The 16877-nt window shown below is 45.3% G+C and carries 17 protein-coding genes; 11 read left to right on the top strand and 6 right to left on the bottom strand.

Annotation, left to right across the window (positions count from 1 at the left end; genetic code table 11):
• Window positions 1-233 precede the first annotated feature (233 nt).
• The 3 genes from LYZ37_RS23380 to LYZ37_RS23370 all read left to right on the top strand — a co-directional run bounded on the left by LYZ37_RS23380 (window position 234) and on the right by LYZ37_RS23370 (window position 4738).
• Window positions 234-818 carry an outer membrane beta-barrel protein gene (locus LYZ37_RS23380; RefSeq protein WP_239855018.1) on the top strand — a complete coding sequence of 195 codons (585 nt, stop codon included), beginning with the start codon at window positions 234-236 and terminating at the stop codon, window positions 816-818.
• Between the two features lie 288 nt (window positions 819-1106).
• Window positions 1107-1718, top strand: coding sequence for a hypothetical protein (locus tag LYZ37_RS23375; protein ID WP_004744238.1), 612 nt, complete (start codon window positions 1107-1109; stop codon window positions 1716-1718).
• 152 nt (window positions 1719-1870) lie between these two features.
• Window positions 1871-4738, top strand: a complete 2868-nt coding sequence (locus tag LYZ37_RS23370; RefSeq protein WP_272788542.1) for an HD domain-containing phosphohydrolase — start codon at window positions 1871-1873, stop codon at window positions 4736-4738.
• A gap of 103 nt (window positions 4739-4841) precedes the next feature.
• Here LYZ37_RS23370 and LYZ37_RS23365 read toward each other — a convergent pair whose 3' ends face one another.
• Together LYZ37_RS23365 and LYZ37_RS23360 are read right to left on the bottom strand one after the other, a co-directional pair.
• Window positions 4842-5213 (bottom strand): hypothetical protein, encoded by a 372-nt coding sequence (locus LYZ37_RS23365; RefSeq protein WP_171321990.1) that lies wholly within the window; start codon window positions 5211-5213, stop codon window positions 4842-4844.
• 121 nt (window positions 5214-5334) lie between these two features.
• On the bottom strand, window positions 5335-5940 hold the full coding sequence (locus LYZ37_RS23360; RefSeq protein WP_171321988.1) for a porin family protein: 606 nt from the start codon (window positions 5938-5940) through the stop codon (window positions 5335-5337).
• A 485-nt stretch (window positions 5941-6425) separates the two neighbouring features.
• Between LYZ37_RS23360 and LYZ37_RS23355 the strand changes: the two genes are divergently transcribed.
• The 7 genes from LYZ37_RS23355 (at window position 6426) to LYZ37_RS23325 (ending at window position 11743) form a co-directional block, all read left to right on the top strand.
• Window positions 6426-7358 (top strand): hypothetical protein, encoded by a 933-nt coding sequence (locus LYZ37_RS23355; protein ID WP_272788541.1) that lies wholly within the window; start codon window positions 6426-6428, stop codon window positions 7356-7358.
• An 82-nt stretch (window positions 7359-7440) separates the two neighbouring features.
• Complete coding sequence (locus LYZ37_RS23350) at window positions 7441-7923, top strand: tetratricopeptide repeat protein (protein ID WP_171381603.1); 483 nt, start codon at window positions 7441-7443, stop codon at window positions 7921-7923.
• A 215-nt stretch (window positions 7924-8138) separates the two neighbouring features.
• On the top strand, window positions 8139-8459 hold the full coding sequence (locus LYZ37_RS23345) for a hypothetical protein (RefSeq protein ID WP_171381604.1): 321 nt from the start codon (window positions 8139-8141) through the stop codon (window positions 8457-8459).
• Between the two features lie 210 nt (window positions 8460-8669).
• Entirely contained in the window at window positions 8670-8825 is a 156-nt protein-coding gene (locus tag LYZ37_RS23340) for a hypothetical protein (protein ID WP_272788540.1), read from the top strand.
• A gap of 79 nt (window positions 8826-8904) precedes the next feature.
• Window positions 8905-10563, top strand: a complete 1659-nt coding sequence (locus LYZ37_RS23335; protein ID WP_272242244.1) for an SgrR family transcriptional regulator — start codon at window positions 8905-8907, stop codon at window positions 10561-10563.
• Between the two features lie 52 nt (window positions 10564-10615).
• Entirely contained in the window at window positions 10616-10981 is a 366-nt protein-coding gene (locus LYZ37_RS23330; RefSeq protein WP_049843860.1) for a cupin domain-containing protein, read from the top strand.
• A 144-nt stretch (window positions 10982-11125) separates the two neighbouring features.
• A complete protein-coding gene (locus LYZ37_RS23325; protein ID WP_272788539.1) occupies window positions 11126-11743 on the top strand; it encodes a LysE family translocator in 618 nt (205 codons plus the stop codon).
• 24 nt (window positions 11744-11767) lie between these two features.
• Here the strand turns inward: LYZ37_RS23325 and LYZ37_RS23320 are convergent, their stop codons facing one another.
• From LYZ37_RS23320 to LYZ37_RS23310, 3 genes are all read right to left on the bottom strand, one after another.
• A complete protein-coding gene (locus LYZ37_RS23320; protein ID WP_272788538.1) occupies window positions 11768-12442 on the bottom strand; it encodes a glutathione S-transferase N-terminal domain-containing protein in 675 nt (224 codons plus the stop codon).
• A 153-nt stretch (window positions 12443-12595) separates the two neighbouring features.
• Window positions 12596-13057: a VOC family protein gene (locus LYZ37_RS23315; RefSeq protein WP_272788537.1), complete on the bottom strand. Its 462-nt coding sequence runs from the start codon at window positions 13055-13057 to the stop codon at window positions 12596-12598.
• 392 nt (window positions 13058-13449) lie between these two features.
• Entirely contained in the window at window positions 13450-13824 is a 375-nt protein-coding gene (locus tag LYZ37_RS23310) for a hypothetical protein (protein WP_004744225.1), read from the bottom strand.
• Between the two features lie 89 nt (window positions 13825-13913).
• On the opposite strand from LYZ37_RS23310, the gene LYZ37_RS23305 reads away from it, so the two are divergent.
• Complete coding sequence (locus LYZ37_RS23305; RefSeq protein ID WP_004744224.1) at window positions 13914-14738, top strand: LysR family transcriptional regulator; 825 nt, start codon at window positions 13914-13916, stop codon at window positions 14736-14738.
• A gap of 126 nt (window positions 14739-14864) precedes the next feature.
• Here LYZ37_RS23305 and LYZ37_RS23300 read toward each other — a convergent pair whose 3' ends face one another.
• Complete coding sequence (locus tag LYZ37_RS23300; RefSeq protein ID WP_272788536.1) at window positions 14865-15731, bottom strand: carotenoid biosynthesis protein; 867 nt, start codon at window positions 15729-15731, stop codon at window positions 14865-14867.
• Window positions 15732-16877 lie beyond the last annotated feature (1146 nt).

Below are 16877 nucleotides of genomic sequence, written 5' to 3'. Positions count from 1 at the left end.
TTATATAAAACAATGACATAAATTAATTTTAATTTATTAAAGTCTGAATTGATATTGATATATGTCTCATTTGTACTGACAAGGTAAGCCGTATTTTTTCGTTATTTTTGTTTGTTTTTGGAAGCAGTGTTTTCATATTTTAATCTGGTGTCCTAAACGGCTGGCTATATTGTCCGATGTCATTGGTCGGTCTGGGTTATGCTCGTCATAATAATCAAATACGAGAGATAATAATGAAAACACGTGCAACAACACTATTAATTTCCCTATTAGTAGGCGTAGGAAATATCACGCCAGTACATGCCAATGAGCGGCTGAATGGTATTTACCTCGGAGTGGACTATCTTCAAGCTAGCTTTCTCGATCTGCCTTCGGCGCAGAAAGAAGAAGACGCGGGATATGCGATTCAGGTGGGTTACGTGTTTCCTTCCTCGAGTGCTTTCAAGCATGGTGTTGAACTCGAGTATTTTGATGCGGGAAGTGTAAAATATACGTTCCCTGCATGGAACATCATTGGCTCCGGGAACATTGAAATTACGGGTGTGAGTTTGAATTATAAGCCGAAGTATTACATTGATCGCTTCTATCTGTCCGCCCAAGTAGGTTATACGAGGTTGGACGCAAAAGGCAGTGCCTCATACACCATCAATGGACAAACTTTTCAGCAAGATTTTTCAAACAAAGTGGATGACTCTGGCTTAACATTTGGCGGTGAGCTGGGCTTTGATGTTACTCAGCAACTGGCGATTAAAGGGGGATATCGTGTCCTTGAAGAGGACACCAATGCTCTGTATGCCGGAGTGGCGCTTCGTTTTTAGTCTGCAACCCCACAGAATAAAACAGGCTTGAATTCAAACAGCGAACGCGGCCCGATCAAGAACCAAATGCAGCGATTTGCATAAATTCAAAGCTGAGCTTGATGTCACAATCTATTGATGTCGACTTAAATGATGTGGAACAACGTCCTACACACCGCTGTCTTTTTGCAACGGTATCGCCATTATGGGATTGGTGGAGACGGTATGTTAACAAAGCAGTTCTTAGGGTTGCGTTGTAGTGCCGTCTGACCCCCAGTCCTCTCTGCCTGAAAGACAAGGTCAACATCTATGTTTAAAAAACTCATTCCGTTTATGTTCATGTTTCCCCTGACGAGTCAGGCTTCCAGTGAAATCGTGGATAATTTCTCACATATCGGATTTGGCTATAAGGGCGCTAATTTTCATTCAGGGGCGCTGAAACCTTACCTGAACAACCAGTATGACAACCAAGAGACAAAAACGTTAGGGGGGCTTTATTTGGATGTAAGTGCTCAACTGTTTGACAGCGTCTTTGTGGAAGGAAATGCGGATTTTCTCACTCGATTCAGTTCCGAGGTGGATGCGTGGCAAGCTGGCGGTGGCGTCATTGGTCGTTTTGGGGGCGCTGTTGCCGGCTCTGTGTCGTGTGGGGCCGTTAATTACCGTGCGGACAGTGATTATAGCCCATCTTTTTCTGAGCGCGGAACTTACTGCAAAGCCATGCTTAGAAAGCAGATCGCGCGTCATTGGTTACTTGGGATCTCCTATCAACGAGATTTTTTGGCTCTCGACAGAGACGAATTTAAGGTCGATAACGTTTTTCAGTTTGGTTCTGTGTTTGGTCTGGTTGCTGGGTTCGAGTATGCCAAGCGTGATGCTGCAGAGGTCGGTTACGAACTGGGTCTTCAGTTCTCGTTCTAGCGCGTCGTAGCCGTTCACCATCTCGGGTAACGACTCATACTGATCGTGTTCACGTTATTGAAATATAAAATGAATATCCAGTCTGTTTAAAAATAAACAAACATAAAAAGTCTACGCTTTAATGGAGAATAATCTCTATTGGAGTGCCGTCAATGACAGCGAAACGCCTCACTTTGCCGATCCATGTTCACTTAGCGACGGTGATTATCCTGGTTGTGATTTTAGCCTCCGTTATTCAGATCGGGTTAGCGAGTCGGGGCTTATCGACGCTGATTGTTGAAGCCAACAATAAGATTTTTACTCGTGTCGCTGCTGAAACACGCCATCAGTTAAATCATCACTACAAAACGGCTTTTTCTGCACTGGGAACTTATTCGAAAAGTCACGCACTCCATGAAGTTGCTGAGCTCGCAAGCCAACAACTGCTCCCGGAAATCGCGCATCTCCTTGAGGAATTCGAGCACGTGAATGCGTACTCTTTCTATTACCCTTCGGGTGATTTTTTTTCGGTAATGCGGATCAGAGATCCTGTCATGAGGCAGAGAATTGCTGCTTCAGCGTCGGCGCGTTATGTACTGACTGTCTCTAATGATCTTTCGAGTCAGATACAGATCATGAGTCAAGAACTGAAGGTGTTAGAAACGCGGCCCAATGACAAGCGGATTTTGTACAAAACGAGTTCGTGGTTTGAGCAAGCAAATCAAAGCACCAACCTCATTTCCAAGCCTCTATTGTTGCCAGGTCCTGAATCCTTAGGGCTGAAAATCTATCGGCAAAGTTCGTCAGGAGTGATCATTTCTGCCGATGTCTTACTTGACGATTTACGCCGATCTTTGTCGGATACACTCACAAATGATTCCTCACTCCGAGTGCTTTACAACGACGCGGGACAAATTCTCGCCTTGAGTGATAGTGCTCAGCCACCAACGTCTTCCCAGGGAGTGATCACTCATATTGAGATGGTGACCAATCAAGTGGTGCCCCATGCTATCGAAGAAAATGCGGAACGTGGTCAACTGGGGGAATTCGAATACAATAACGAACAGTGGATTGGTCAAATAGTGACAATACGGCCTTTAAACAGCGAGCATGTTCATTTATTGATGGCATCTAAAGCCAACGCGTTGTTCAACAAAGGCGCTCTTATCAAGCAACAGACTTTGTATGGGTCATTACTGGTACTCATCCTCATGATTCCCATGATTTACGTCATTTCAAAATTTATTTCTAAACCTATCCAGCGAGCGACAGAAAAAGCGAAAGACATAGAAGGGTTTAAGCTTGACAGTGGCGCTTTGGAGCGGAGCGTGATTCGCGAGATACAGCAACTTAACGACGCGCAGATGTCGACGCAAACGACCATACGGCAATTTGTCAGTTTGACGCACAAGATAGCGCGTGAAGACAATTTGGACGATATGCTTAGTATGGTGTGTCGTGAGGTCGCGCAAGCGGTAGAAGCGCAGGGGGTGTTATTGTACCTGCTTGATACGGAAGTTAAGTGCTTGGTGCCAAGCATGCTTTGGTGTGACCAAGGCAATTCGTCAGACATTAGTGCTTCGCCTATCCCGGTCTCTGAAGCGACGCGCTTTGTTAGAGAGATCTTTGTAGCAAAGCAGACCGCGACATTTACGGTAGATGAAGTGCCTCACCTGAAACTGCCCCTTTTTTACGATCGCTGTGAGGTTGTTTGTATACCGATTAAAGGGCGTTCAGGGGAGGTGGTTGGTTCACTCGGTTTACTCTATCCGTACGCGAATGCTTCGAGACATTATGCTCAATACGCCGACTATTTGCAGACTTTGTTGGGCTTTACCTCGGTGGCGATTGAAACTCATGACATGCTTGACACGCAAAAAGCGTTACTGGATTCATTCATTCAGGTGTTTGCGGGGTCGCTCGATAAGAAGTCACCTTACACTGGTCATCATTGTCAACGTGTTCCGGTGATCACCGAATGGTTGACTCAAGCTGCGGAGGACTCGAAGATCGAAGCCTTTCAACACTTTAGTTTAACTTCTGAGCAATGGGAAGAACTGAAGATGGCTAGCTGGTTGCATGACTGCGGCAAAATTACCACACCCGAGCATGTGGTGGATAAAGCCACTAAACTCGAGACGATCTACAATCGAATACACGAAATTCGAATGCGCTTTGAGGTGCTCAAACGAGACCATGAAATAGACATACTCCGTCAAAACGCTTCGAAACTGTCCGAAGAACAGCGTGAGAAATTAGATCAGGTGCATCGAGATATCGATGCCGATTTTGCGTTTATCGCGGAAATGAATCTAGGGGCAGAATTTGTCAGCGACTCAGATCTTGAGCGACTAGAGCGTATCGCGAGTAGAACTTGGACACGAACTCTGAGTAAAACGGCGGGATTGTCTTGGGTAGAGAAACAGCGCTATCCTAAAACTGACACTTTGCCTGTGAAAGAGGGACTGCTAAGTGATAAACCCGAACACTTGATCCCTTGGGATTTTCCCCCTACAAACGAAGCGCGATTTACCATGAAGCCGACGGAATACCAAGCGAATCAGGGGGAAATGTACAATCTGTCTATTCGACGGGGCACGTTAGCCGATGAGGAGCGTTTTATCATCAATGATCACATTATTCAGACGATTAAAATCCTTGAGTCTCTGCCTTTTCCGAAACACATGCGAGGTGTTGCCGCGATCGCGGGTGGTCACCATGAGAGAATGGATGGCAAAGGCTATCCGATGGGGTTAGTCAAAGAGCAGATGCCAATCACCGCACGGATAATGGCAATCGCAGATGTTTTTGAAGCTTTAACCAGTACTGACCGTCCATATAAGAAGGCTAAATCATTGTCGGAGTCGATTGAAATTATGAGCCACATGGTCAACAACCAGCATTTGGATGCCGATCTGTTTGCGTTGTTTCTCTCGTCTGGGGTATATCTGAGATTTGCTAATCAATTCATGCGCGCAGACCAAATTGATGGTGTGGACGTCGAACGTTATTTAGACCGTGTCGAAAGGCCGCAACACTAGAGTGAGGGGGGAAGAACGTGGTTCAAAGGTCAAACAGGCAGCCATGTTTCCCTGGAACGCCTTCACTTAACGAGCGATATGACTCGGTCGGGTTGAGTTTTCTTTACAATTGGCTTGATTTCGCGACGACTTGATATGCGTCTCGATATAGGATGGTACCGACGTCCTGGTATTGAAGTACAGTCACGATGGTGTCGTATTCCTCAAGAATATGCTTGAGCTCGTACATCAGTGCCACAAAGCTCGTACTCGAATCGAGAAACCAAGAGATCGCATTGTTAGGCCAATTTGAATGCTCAAAAGGAGGGCACGGCAGGGTATCATTCAGTTGTTCGAAAATCGCGTCTAATTGCTCTCGGTGGTAAGAGTAAAGAATCAATCCTTCGTCGAGCATCAGTTTTGCTTGAGTAATGATTCCGTGGGTATGTTGAAGTTTTTTTTCTTCTTCCATACTGGCGATGAATCTTATGTACACTCCTATTTTTCCTCTTCTTGTGTGAAAGACGCTCACCTTGAAGCGACTTGACGGTGATCATTGTTGGAGAGTTAATACTTCCAATAAATTGCCAAGGCGGTGCTAAGCCACCGCCAAGGGATCAGAATGTATAGCTCGCCGCTAAGTAAAAAGTACCAATGGTCGGTGTGTAGGTTTTAGTTTGGCGGAAGAAACCGTAGTTTTTTTGGACTTCCACTTCATAAACATCTGCTTCGTACGCTGCTCTGACGGTGATCCCACCGAATTGAGGTGGCGTGTAGTCGACGCCGAGACCAAGTCGATAAGCAGTGCCGGTGTCAGATTCACTCAGTCTACTCGATTTATTGTCGAGTGAGATGGAACCCAGTCCCGCGGTGGCAAAAGGACGCACGCCATTGTCAAAGGTATAGCCAACATTTGCCGCTAATGTAAAGGAGCTATGCTCCATTGTAAAATCGGAGATAGTGTTCAATTGGGGTTTGACGTCAATGTCGCCATAGTTTGTGTACTGCGCCTCAATACTGATGATTCTGTTAATGGCATAGCCTGCAATCAGCTTGGTCGTCGAGGACTCGTCGAACGAGTATGCCCCCGCAATGTTGTCATCCAAGTAGCGATCTTCACTGTAGTCGGTTGTGCCGAAGCCAGCACCGACGTAAAAGCCGTCAAACGTCTGTGCAGAAACCGATGCCGGTAGGATCGCGGCCAAAAGTATTATTTTCTTCATCATCATTCCTCTCTATCTACATTGAATTGGTGTAACGAAAATCCGTGGACCTGCTCCCTTTCACGCTACTGGAGAAGGGAAATCACTCGACCATGGACACTGCGTCGGCCTTCGGTGGGAGGGAGGGTCTTGATATTAATTCTATCAATGCCGTTTCAGTGATATCAGACGCGTTTGTTTGGGGATTGGGACTTTCTTTCCTAGGAGGTTTCATCTGCATGACAAGATGCAATAAATTAGCATCTTGATACGCATAACTTCGAATACTTTAAGTGAGGTCAACGGTGATTTGTTTGGTCCTAAATACGGATCTCGAGGCGAACGAGGATCTCTTGCTCCATAAAGATCGCCAGGCTCTATCGAGGCTTATAGAGGCAAATGAAGTCAAGCTCTATTCGCCACCAGTGTTCTCGGATTCTATGCGGCTTCAACGATTGCGCTGGTTTGAGAACAAGATCACGGAGTATTTATCGAGGATAGAGGCCTTGATACAACGCAACCAAACAGGCCCGAAGAGTAAAGAACTTGGGGCAGTAAAACGTACCATTGAAGCGAGCTATCGGGAGATCTTACAAGCTTCTGAACGTCAGTTTCTGACATGGTTTCGGGCGATTAACCAGGACACGTTGCCCTTAGGTGAGTCAGAGACGAAATATTTCATGGCCGCTTATCATGCTCAGTTACCTGTGAGTCAATTTCTCCGCAGTGAGTCAGAACGTCTGAAAGGTTATGTTTCTCAAGTACTCGAGCACGCAGGTGATGGAGTGCCTACTGTCATCATTTCGAAAGACGAGGCACTGAGCCAAGCGTGTAAGCCGCACGCTCACATTACGTGCTGTCGTCAGTTGATCGATTTTATTAAGCGTAACGATGTTCAGAGCTTGTTAAGACGATTGGACCGGGGGATCGCAACCGGTCAGCATTTTCTGGCGATATCACGTTTTCAAGCGCTCGCGGTGTCTGCAGGAAAGCGGCTGTCACATGCGCTAAAAGAGCATGTGATTGGTTTACAGATCTGCGATTTACTGATCCCCAATGATGATAACATGGCCCATATCATTGGAATGGGAGAGTGTGGGGCGGTCAAAGCGGAATTTAGCCAACCAATCTATTTTGGAGCTGGGGATATTGGCTTGGAGTTCGAGCTCGATATCGTTGTGGATGTGTCCTTTGACATATTCAAAGTGGATTATTTTAGCTTGCGCCACAAGCCGCGAATTATGGCTGAGTATGAGCATCACGTTCGGGTGAAAGATCGGTCTATCGCCAGAGTGAAAGGCGTCGCCTTGATCCCATTTTGTCTTGACTACTTGGCGGCGAGGAACAAAGGAGAGCGTTTGCCCCACCAAACTATTAAAATAAGTAGTATTGATGACGTAACGCTACGCAACTACACGCTCGCGCAAGTTGATGGTTAGAGCCGCGAAAATTATGACAAGTTGGCGTGGTTTGGCGCTTAAGTGCGTTAGCACGGTGGTATCCCTGAAAGGAAAACGATGTATGGAATCGATATTGATGAAAGCAATTGCATTGCGTGAACAAAAGCAGTACCAAGCATCACGAGATACGTTAGCAAGTCTGCTCTCAAATGAAGTGTTTGCGGCACGCGCACACCTGCATATAGCCTGGTCGTATGACAACGAAGGAAAAGAGCGAAGGGCGATTGAGCACTACCTACAAGCCCTTTCCGGTTCACTGTCCTCAGATGAGCGTTTTGATACTCTGTTTGGTTTGGCCAGTACTTACCGAAGTTTGGGGCAATATCACGAGGCGCTCGAGTTTTTTGAGCAAACGCTGGTCGCTTATCCGGACGCGTTGGAAGTTCAGCCTTTCTATGCGATGTGCTTGTATAATTTGGGACGTCACAAGGAAGCGGTGTCGTTGCTGTTAAAGCTGTTACTGTCTACAACCGACAAGGCAGAGATCAAAGAGTATCAACGCGCGATTGCTTTGTACGCAAATGATCTTGATCGAACCTGGTGAGTGTACAAGTATAGAGAGTTAAGTGTGGAATGTGAGGGGGGTTGGGACACTGATTATGGTGCTTTAGGACGTTTTGCGGTCAGGGGCTCGTTCTGGGATGCATCTCTCCTTTTCTCGACAGGGATAGGACCATACTTGGATTGATTGGGGCAATGTGTTTGTGTCATCAATGACAGAGCCATCTTAAACTCATATGCATCGCTTGGTGGGTAAACATGTGGTTATCCAAAAAATCTATCAATCAAAACGTCAACTTGGCATTGGACGAATTCTCAAAGTCCATCAAAGCGATAGAGCGCGGGTCTACAGAGGCGTTAGCGCTCGTTATTTTCGTGAATGGTTGCTATGACAGCAAACGATTTACCCATTGTCGATATAACGCTCTGCTGCACTATCCGCGAGCGAGAGATGCGGCGCGACACCTAGTGGCGTTGTGTGATTCGGATATTGATGGTTTTTGCGTGGCGATTCGAGAGGCTCACACGATATTGCGTGATTCGGATGTGGTCCGTTGTGAGTTAGTTCTAAGCTATTAACGAGGCGAACCTGACGGTCTCTCTTGATGAGGAAGGGGTGAGAGAATGAGTATTGGCAGTCGTTTGGTGCGCGAACGCCTCTCTTACATAGAGCGTGAAGGCGCCATGGCGTAAAAGGTGAACCATATTCATTCAAGTGATCGTTCTTAGTTCGTTATTCACTCCGCATACTGCTTAGCACGTTTACAGCAAGTTGCCAGGAGTACGACAATGAACCCACTCGACTATACGTTTTATACGCTGAATGCAAAACGTTATTTGATTGAACCAAACGTTGCACACGTTGTAGGTGTGTCGCGCAAATCATATCGGTGGCCTTACGTCTTTTTCTTCGGTTTCGTCGTTGGTCTGTGGTTGTCGCTGTAGTCGCTATCTAGGAGCTCAAGCGAGCGACACGGAGTGAGGAGTGGCGGTTAGGGTAAGTAACAATAATAGAGTAGGTATCGTGCAATCCTGTTTCCTTTCATCCAGTCAATTGAAGCGTGTTAAGCAGCTCGAAAGTCAGTTTTCGGTGCAAATAGCGTGTGGTGTCAATATTTCCCGACTTGCTGAGCTATTAGTTTGTTCAGAGCGCAATGTTAGTAAGCTAATGACCTCGTTGCAAAAGTTGGGGGTGATAAGTTGGGTACCAGGCCGGGGCAGGGGGCATCATTCGCAATTCACCTTGTTAAAAAGTTTTGAAGAGGCTTTGACTGAGCAACTGGAGCAACTGGCTCAGAATGGAAATCTGAATCAGGCCTATAGATTGGCAGAGCAGTTCGGTCGAGTTGGACTGTTTCAAGAACGTATGCCCTATTGGCTTGATAGTGCTCGACAAACCTTACGTGAGCAAAATACATTGATGTATCTTGTGCCATACGATTTGCCTGAATGGCGGCCCCATTGCGCCCTGTCAACGCGTTCAATTTTGTTGATCGAGAGTGTATTTGACACACTCTTGCGGTATGACAGTAAACACCAACAAATTTACCCACATCTCGGCCATCAGTTACGATTGAGTGAGTGCCAAATTCGCGTTCGAATTCGCAACAATATTACGTTTCATAACGGTGAGCGCCTAACACCAGAATGGGTTCAAGCGAACTTTGAGATGCGACGCGATACGGTACATCCATACCAGATTCTATTTCGCCATTTGGAGCGTATCGACGTGGATGGCCAGTGGGTGGCGTTTGTTTTGCGTCAAAACGATCCGGTTTTTCTTCATCTATTGGCAGATGCCCATAGCGCCATTTTTGACTTTCGTTCTGAGGTTCCGCAAGGGACGGGGGCGTATGCTGTTGAACGCCTAGAGAGTCAACATTGGAGTTTAGTGCGAAATCAGCATTACTTTGGATTGGGAGGTGAAATTGAGCGTGCGGAATTTTGGACAAATGAAGCCTTACCCGATGGGTCGATGCATGTTACGGAATCTTACCTGACGGATGGGGAACTGGAGCAAGATCAGGAGGTCATTGAGCAGAGTGGGTGTACTGTCCTCCAGTTTCGACACCATGAGCATGCCCTATCGACCGCTGAGCGGAGCTGGGTTGTGTACCATAGCCGCGGCTTTCTGGAGCGAACCTCACGCCAAGCGGCGAACAGTGTCATGGATTGTCATCAGGATAAAGGGTTTCACTTGTTTGACCAAACTAGGTTGAAGCCTTCTAGACCTGTGGTAGTTGAAGTGAGATGCGTCCATCGAGCTGAAGTGAAGCCTCTATTGAGCGCTTTACAAGAAAAAGGGATTGAAGTGCGGATCCACGACCCTGACGAAGATGTGGCGGGTAGCGAGGTCGATATCGTCTATGATTGCTATGCGTTTGGCGATGATCTGACTTTTCAATATTACGAGTGGTTGTTGTGTGGAGACGTGTTTGCGCGCTGTTTGTCCCACCCGGCTCAGCAAAGTCTGTTGAGTTTTGTGGATACGTTAATGCAGGAAAGTGAACACAGTCAGGATTTTTTGCAAAAGCTATATCGCGCTGAAGATTGGTTGATCCAAAACTACCATTTTTGCCCCTTATGGCGCGACCATGTTGTGTATCAAAGAGCAGATAACGTGTACGGGACAGAAACTGGAAACATGGGATTGATGTCTTTAGCCAATATGTGGTTAGAGTGACCTGAGTTTTGTTACTCAGTCGACAGTGAAACGTATGGATTACGAGGTGAAAATGGAAAAAATCAATTTGTCAGAGAAGTTTCGTTTGTTTGATGAAGAATGGACACCCAAAATTGTTGGCCAATCAAATGGTCAGTTGGTGAAGATCGCGAAAGGGAGTGGCGAACTGGTTTGGCATGCCCACGAGAATGAAGATGAATTGTTCTTAGTGCTGAAAGGGCAACTGACGCTTCAATTAAGAGATGGGGATGTGGTGTTGAACGAAGGAGAGATGTACGTGGTACCGAAGGGCGTCGAACATTGCCCTAAAGCGTTGCCAGACACTCATTTTATGATGATTGAACCTGAGTCAACTGCACATACAGGTGAAACGGAGTGTGACAGAACGGTGTCACTCGAGCATCAGTCTTGGCTCTAAGCTTTCACTGAGCAATTGACCCTCTTTCCCGCAGGGAGAGGGTTAGAACGCGGCGAGGCTGACGGTCGTGCTCAGCTCAACACACTCGACATTGAATGTTGTTCGCAGCGGCTTACATAGGCGTTAATTAAAGGGGGACGCAAAATGGACTTTCAAGTATGGCTTGGTTTTATGGCCGCATCGCTGATCTTAACGGTGACTCCAGGACCGAGCATTTTTCTAGGGATCGCTCACGCGCTTCGTTTTGGGCATCGACGTGTCTTTTATACCGCATTGGGAGATATCACTGCCAATGGGATACAAATGCTTTTGGTGGCCTTAGGTTTAGGGGTAGTGATCGCCAATTCCGAGTTTGCGTTTGCAGTTATTAAAGTGTTCGGGGTCATCACTTTATGTTTTATGGGGCTTAAAATGTTGCTTGCAAGACCAACGGCCATTGAAGAGCCAGAGTCCGTTGGCGACGTTGTCTCTAATTATAAACTGTTTTGGTCAGGTTTTATGGTCGCCGCGGGCAACCCTAAAGCCATCGTTTTCTTTACGGCGTTCTTCCCTCAATTCATCGACATACATACGCCAGTTCTGCCACAATTGCTGATCATGTGTCCATCCATGGCGGTGTTGGATTTTACTCTGGTGATGCTCTATGCCTGTTTAGCCCGCCACCTGGCCTCGACAACACGACTATCATTGCTGTCTGTCACAAGAGGAAGCGGTGTCTTTCTATTAGGGGCGGCTGGCGCGCTGGCGCTAAAAAATCGGTAATCGAGTCACGAGCTTGTTGGGCATCTAGGTTTCATTGGGGGAGTGCTTACTATCTAGTTGAAGATACCATGCTTGAATGTGGGGGCCTAGGTGGGTGAGCTTGACGTTTTCGCTGACGGTGAATAACCACTTTAATGTGCCATAAACAATGTAATCGGCATAAAGTGGCGCTTCACCACCGACAAAGGGGAGATCTTTAAGATGTTGCTCCAGCAATTGCAGTTTGTCTGTGAGCTGCGCTGTGGACGCGGATTGACAGTTTGACTGCACGTTTTCTAGCGAGTCTCCGAGCGCTTTTTCACGTGAGGCCCTGAAGTAAGCTTTGTCTCGAGCCTTGAGTTTATTGAAGATATCGAAAATCGCGATACGCGCGATATCGGTGTGTAAGGTTCTTGCCCACTTCTCAAAGAATAACGCCAGCGTTTTACCTTGTTGCGAGGAGAATAGTGAGGGTGTATCAGGGTAGGCGTTTTCGAGGTACTCGGCGATCTCAAATGAGCCTCCAATACGGCGATTGTGATCATCGTGAATGAAAGGAAGGGTGTGAAATAGGCCTTGTGAAGCCTCGTCTATTTCGGTAAACCCAACATCGACCGTTGTGAATAGCAGCCCTTTGTGTTGAAGCGCCATCCGGGTTCTCCAGCAATATGGACTGAAGTTTACCCCTTGTTCTCCCGCTAATTCATACAGTGTAATCATGCGCTCTCCTTCTGCATCGCTCGATTGGCATTCACGTTGTTTCTGACATTAGAGTATGTGGAGGTGGAGTTCAATCCCCTTGAAGAGGGCGAGTGTCTATCACTTTTCTCACTCGCAAAGTAGAGTAGAGAGTGCTTTGAGCCAACGTTTGCACTAAATGACATCGACGACTGGTAGGGGAGTACCGACTATCTTGTTGCTAGGGGAAAAAGGAAAAATGATTTCAATTGTTATACCGTTGGGATCGTCGAGAAAGATCTGATGTTCATTGATTTGTGGGATCACACGTTCTCGAAACGGAACTTTCTGGTGTACAAAGTGCTGCTGAGTCGAGGCTAGGTCGTGTCCTTTGAAAGAGACATGGTCGATGGCTCCTGAGCCAGATTGAGCGCCGTTATTCCCTAAATAAGCGACGAGCGCTTCGGGAATATGCCCCTCTGGCAGCGACACTAAGTGCAGTATAGGGTGTCCGTCGTCGTTGTACATCCATGCCCCTGGAAATGCAAATTGCGGGCGTGGACCACGGTGAAGCCCTATGCATTGTTCAAAAAACTGAGCGGTCATTTCTAAGTCGGAGGTTCTGATTGTAAAATGATCGATGGCCTTTATGCGCATGTGACTACCTTGTGACTGATAAGAAAACTTGTGTGCAACAATACGCGACGGGTGACGGCCAAGAGAAGGGGGGGAAATGTAAAAACAGTTTTCGTCAAAACTGAATAGTCTTAGGGTAGAGATTGTCTACTTTGGCCAAGGTTGAAAGCGCGCTTGAAATCAACCTGAATCGAGTGGTTTAGACGTTAGGATTGATTAGTCTAACCCCAAATCGCGAAGAACGTGGGCTGATTTAGATTCTGGTTCCAAGTGTTGATAGCGTTTTGGGGTAGGTTTTAACTTTAACAAAGTGCGTTTAATCATTTTTACGATAAGCATAGTACACCTCGATATTGTATGGTTTCAGTTGGCTGACTAATTCAATATAACCTTTGATGAACTTGACGATTTTATTAATCAATAAACCCCTTAGATTTAAGTAATATTGTTTCGAATAAGAGCGCGTTATCGTCATAATCATTAATCCTTATGGTGTTGAGTTGTGGAATTAAATCGTCATTGATGAACTCTAACGTAATGACGAACTTTGTCGGTTGAGCTAATCTAGGCAGACTTCCTATAATGGCGACATAGTTTGTAATCTGGTTGTCTTTTACTTCAACTAATTGTTCATTTTTCTGAATGTTAATATGGTGAATTTCATTGACATTGATTCCTTTAATCGAACAGCTAACAATATTAAACTGGCTGAGTTCATTTTTGGATAATGCGATAAGAAATTCATTGGTTTGTTTCCTAATAAGGATTTCTTCATGTAGTCTTAACATTATTCCCCCTCCTTGGAATGATTTATATCAATAGCCATTAATGAAAACAACGTGACATAGTGTTACATATAGGGAACAATGATCTAACTATGATGAATAATGAACTGATAAGCTTCGCCGCTGTATGCAAGCACCTCTCGATTACCAAAGCCGCTAATGAACTTGGTAAATCAAAAGCTCATATTAGTCGTCATATCGCCGATCTGGAGGCATCGATTGGCGTCAAATTGCTCTATCGAACCACTCGTAACATTTCTCTCACCCCAAAAGGAGAGAGCCTTAAGGAAACGGCCCTTGAGTTACTCGCCAATCTAAATGAATTGAGTTACAAGACGTCGACCATGAACGATGAGATGAGTGGTAAGTTCACGATTACAATGCCGAGCTCCATTGCGGCCTCATTGTTTATCGATATCTTGAAAAAACTGAAGTGCAGTTTCCCCAACGTCTCTTTTAGAATTATTGCAACGAATAAGGTGGAAAACCTGATTGAGGGCAATATAGATATGGCGATTAGGATCGGCAGCATCCGCGATGAAAGCCTCATTGCTCACAATATTGGGACATTTAGCAACATTTTAGTCAGTTCAAAAAAGAGTCGCGGAGATACTCTGATTGTCTATGAGAAGTTCCGTCATAAAGAGACAGTCGCGAACAACTACAATGGAACTATCGAAGTGGATAATGTGCCATTGCTGATCACCTTCTTGGAGAATGGTATTGGTGTAGGCATTGTGCCAGATTACTACTTCAAGGCGAATTCAATGTGTGATGTGACGATTCTAGAGAAGTATCAAGATTGCCACAACATATACATTACCTACCCTTTTCAATCGCCTTTACCAAAGAATTTGCTGGAAATATCCGCGATCATCACCAGTGAAATGAAGAGGATTCTTCATATTCAACTCTAAGGTCGCAGCCGATTTTTTGCGCTCTAGCAGGTTGTTCTTGTAAGGTGGCTGCGTCGTGAGGCGAATACGGTACTTATGTTGTCAGGCAACGCGAGCGCCAGGTAACAGGGTACCGTATTGTGTGAATTAAAGCGCTGTTGTCGCACGGAGCGAGTGATTGCGGTGTCGGTAGATCTTATAGATAGATTGGATGCCGATCGGTAGCATGGTAAAGAGACCAATAAGCATGACACTCCCATAAACGTCTTTGGAACTAAAAACTTCGCCATGCAACGTGGTGACATCAATGCTGTCTTTGAACAAGAAGCAAAGGATGTATTTCGACATGATGGTAATGTAAACGATTGAGGGCAGGTATAGGTAGCCATGGGTTGGGATCTGTTTCAAATGCACTTTATCGTTGTAGCACCATAATGTGAAAGGCAAATAAAAGGTAAAGACGCACAAAAACCAACCAAAGAAATTACTTAAAGGCACGCCAAAATACACACCACGATCGGTCCAGACCCACAAAGATTTGATGAGCGAATTCACTGGGTCCATCACGACATCCCATGAAACCATGACAAATGAGGCAACCAGGGAGATGATGATGGCTTTGCTTACCGTTGGAATCGGTTTATCAACCTGATTGAGCAGGATCATTGATATAAACCAAGAAACATAGCCCAAACTGAAATAGGTCGGCATGATTGCCAATGGCACGTCAAATATTTTGGTTCCTAGCCTATCTGAATAATAGTAGTGACCGAAAGGAAATCCACTTGAAACGCTGACGCTTTCGTAGAAAACACTGACAATAAAGACTAGAAGAAAGAAATAAGACATTTTCTTTACTCCACAGTACATACTACCGTGAATGATTGCAAACGGGAGCAATATTAGTGGGGTAAATATACTCGAGATATTTATATCGGTATAACCCCGAATGAATGAATAAACAATATAAACAATGGTGATTGCAAGCAAGAATAAAGAGGTTCTATGCTTCATATGATACTCTTATTTTTCAAATTAAAAGCCATGATAGCAATTAGGCTCGATGAAAGATGGTGCGAATTAATTGATATTAGTCGAGCTGTAATAATAAAGCGCCACAAAGTATCATAAAAAATTTGTTGTCTGGTCTAATCAGTATCAATTTAGAGACAACAGGGAAATATTCGAGTTGCCCAATTAGATAATATATCGAATTGGCATGTAGGCCGCGTCACTGATAAATGGGTCCGCCATTAAGTTGGCCTCAATAGTGATCTGACGCTGGCAATCTGGTGAAGGGGGCATCTGTTCGAGTGAATTGCGCTAGGTATTTCTGATATAAATGAATCTTGCTTCAGAAATTTCGCTGAAGAATGTTGTTTTTCTTCACTTTTGGTTGGAGGCGTCTAGACTGTGGGTCAGTGCGCTTTCCAAGGACGCTTGGTTAGCGGCTTCAAGAAAGCCACATCGGATGATGTGGCTTTTTTATTGCTCACGAGAGATTACGGGGGACTCAACCATATGAGTGGTGTCACTGGCAGTCGCGAGTCGAACTTCATTGTTTCCATATGGAAACTCTGAATATCATTTTGAGAACTACCCCGGCATAGTCGATGTGGTTATCCTCACTGCGAATTGCCGTTGATTTACGGAAATTCAGATTTCGTTACAGTTGTGATAGGCCGTTATTTTGTGCTCTGTGGCCTGTGATGGGATCGATCCCTCGACTTCAGTTAGGCGATAAAATGTGAGAGTAATATTAAATTACCATCAAGTGATTTTATCTCAAGTCTTTGAATAATAATCAATTAATTAAAACGTGTTGTTGGATTGTATAGCTAATGTTAAGGGTATTTTGCTATTTAGAGCCTTAGAACTAGATGGTATACAGTCATTTACTTTTTATATCAAATGGTAATATTTTATTATTGTTTTTTATAAATTGAGCGGGTATCGTACGCCCAAAAACGGGCTTCTTTCCATAAAGCTGAAGTACATGGTGCAGGGATTTTTTACCTGCAAGCCGACCTGTCTGCAGCGAAGAGCAACCGTTACCTATGGCTAGGCTTAATGACGTACTCTAGGATGGAGTCACGTGCTCCCAAGGGAGCAAATCGGCTATCGATGGCCTATCAAGGACGATCTTAGCCTTAGGTGTCG

Origin of the sequence: Vibrio tubiashii (genome assembly GCF_028551255.1) — a bacterium.
Classification (GTDB): Bacteria; Pseudomonadota; Gammaproteobacteria; order Enterobacterales; family Vibrionaceae; genus Vibrio; species Vibrio tubiashii_B.
Note: the sequence above shows the minus strand (reverse complement) of the source record. Positions and strands in the feature narration are given on the sequence as shown.

What these genes read in the sequence shown, in the direction of transcription:
- LYZ37_RS23340 (WP_272788540.1), top strand. Translation starts at nt 8,670, where the DNA reads ATGAACCCACTCGACTATACGTTTTATACGCTGAATGCAAAACGTTAT.
- LYZ37_RS23300 (WP_272788536.1), bottom strand. Translation starts at nt 15,731, where the DNA reads ATGAAGCATAGAACCTCTTTATTCTTGCTTGCAATCACCATTGTTTAT.
- LYZ37_RS23350 (WP_171381603.1), top strand. Translation starts at nt 7,441, where the DNA reads ATGGAATCGATATTGATGAAAGCAATTGCATTGCGTGAACAAAAGCAG.
- LYZ37_RS23375 (WP_004744238.1), top strand. Translation starts at nt 1,107, where the DNA reads ATGTTTAAAAAACTCATTCCGTTTATGTTCATGTTTCCCCTGACGAGT.
- LYZ37_RS23325 (WP_272788539.1), top strand. Translation starts at nt 11,126, where the DNA reads ATGGACTTTCAAGTATGGCTTGGTTTTATGGCCGCATCGCTGATCTTA.
- LYZ37_RS23330 (WP_049843860.1), top strand. Translation starts at nt 10,616, where the DNA reads ATGGAAAAAATCAATTTGTCAGAGAAGTTTCGTTTGTTTGATGAAGAA.
- LYZ37_RS23360 (WP_171321988.1), bottom strand. Translation starts at nt 5,940, where the DNA reads ATGAAGAAAATAATACTTTTGGCCGCGATCCTACCGGCATCGGTTTCT.
- LYZ37_RS23380 (WP_239855018.1), top strand. Translation starts at nt 234, where the DNA reads ATGAAAACACGTGCAACAACACTATTAATTTCCCTATTAGTAGGCGTA.
- LYZ37_RS23370 (WP_272788542.1), top strand. Translation starts at nt 1,871, where the DNA reads ATGACAGCGAAACGCCTCACTTTGCCGATCCATGTTCACTTAGCGACG.
- LYZ37_RS23345 (WP_171381604.1), top strand. Translation starts at nt 8,139, where the DNA reads ATGTGGTTATCCAAAAAATCTATCAATCAAAACGTCAACTTGGCATTG.
- LYZ37_RS23310 (WP_004744225.1), bottom strand. Translation starts at nt 13,824, where the DNA reads ATGTTAAGACTACATGAAGAAATCCTTATTAGGAAACAAACCAATGAA.
- LYZ37_RS23320 (WP_272788538.1), bottom strand. Translation starts at nt 12,442, where the DNA reads ATGATTACACTGTATGAATTAGCGGGAGAACAAGGGGTAAACTTCAGT.
- LYZ37_RS23305 (WP_004744224.1), top strand. Translation starts at nt 13,914, where the DNA reads ATGATGAATAATGAACTGATAAGCTTCGCCGCTGTATGCAAGCACCTC.
- LYZ37_RS23315 (WP_272788537.1), bottom strand. Translation starts at nt 13,057, where the DNA reads ATGCGCATAAAGGCCATCGATCATTTTACAATCAGAACCTCCGACTTA.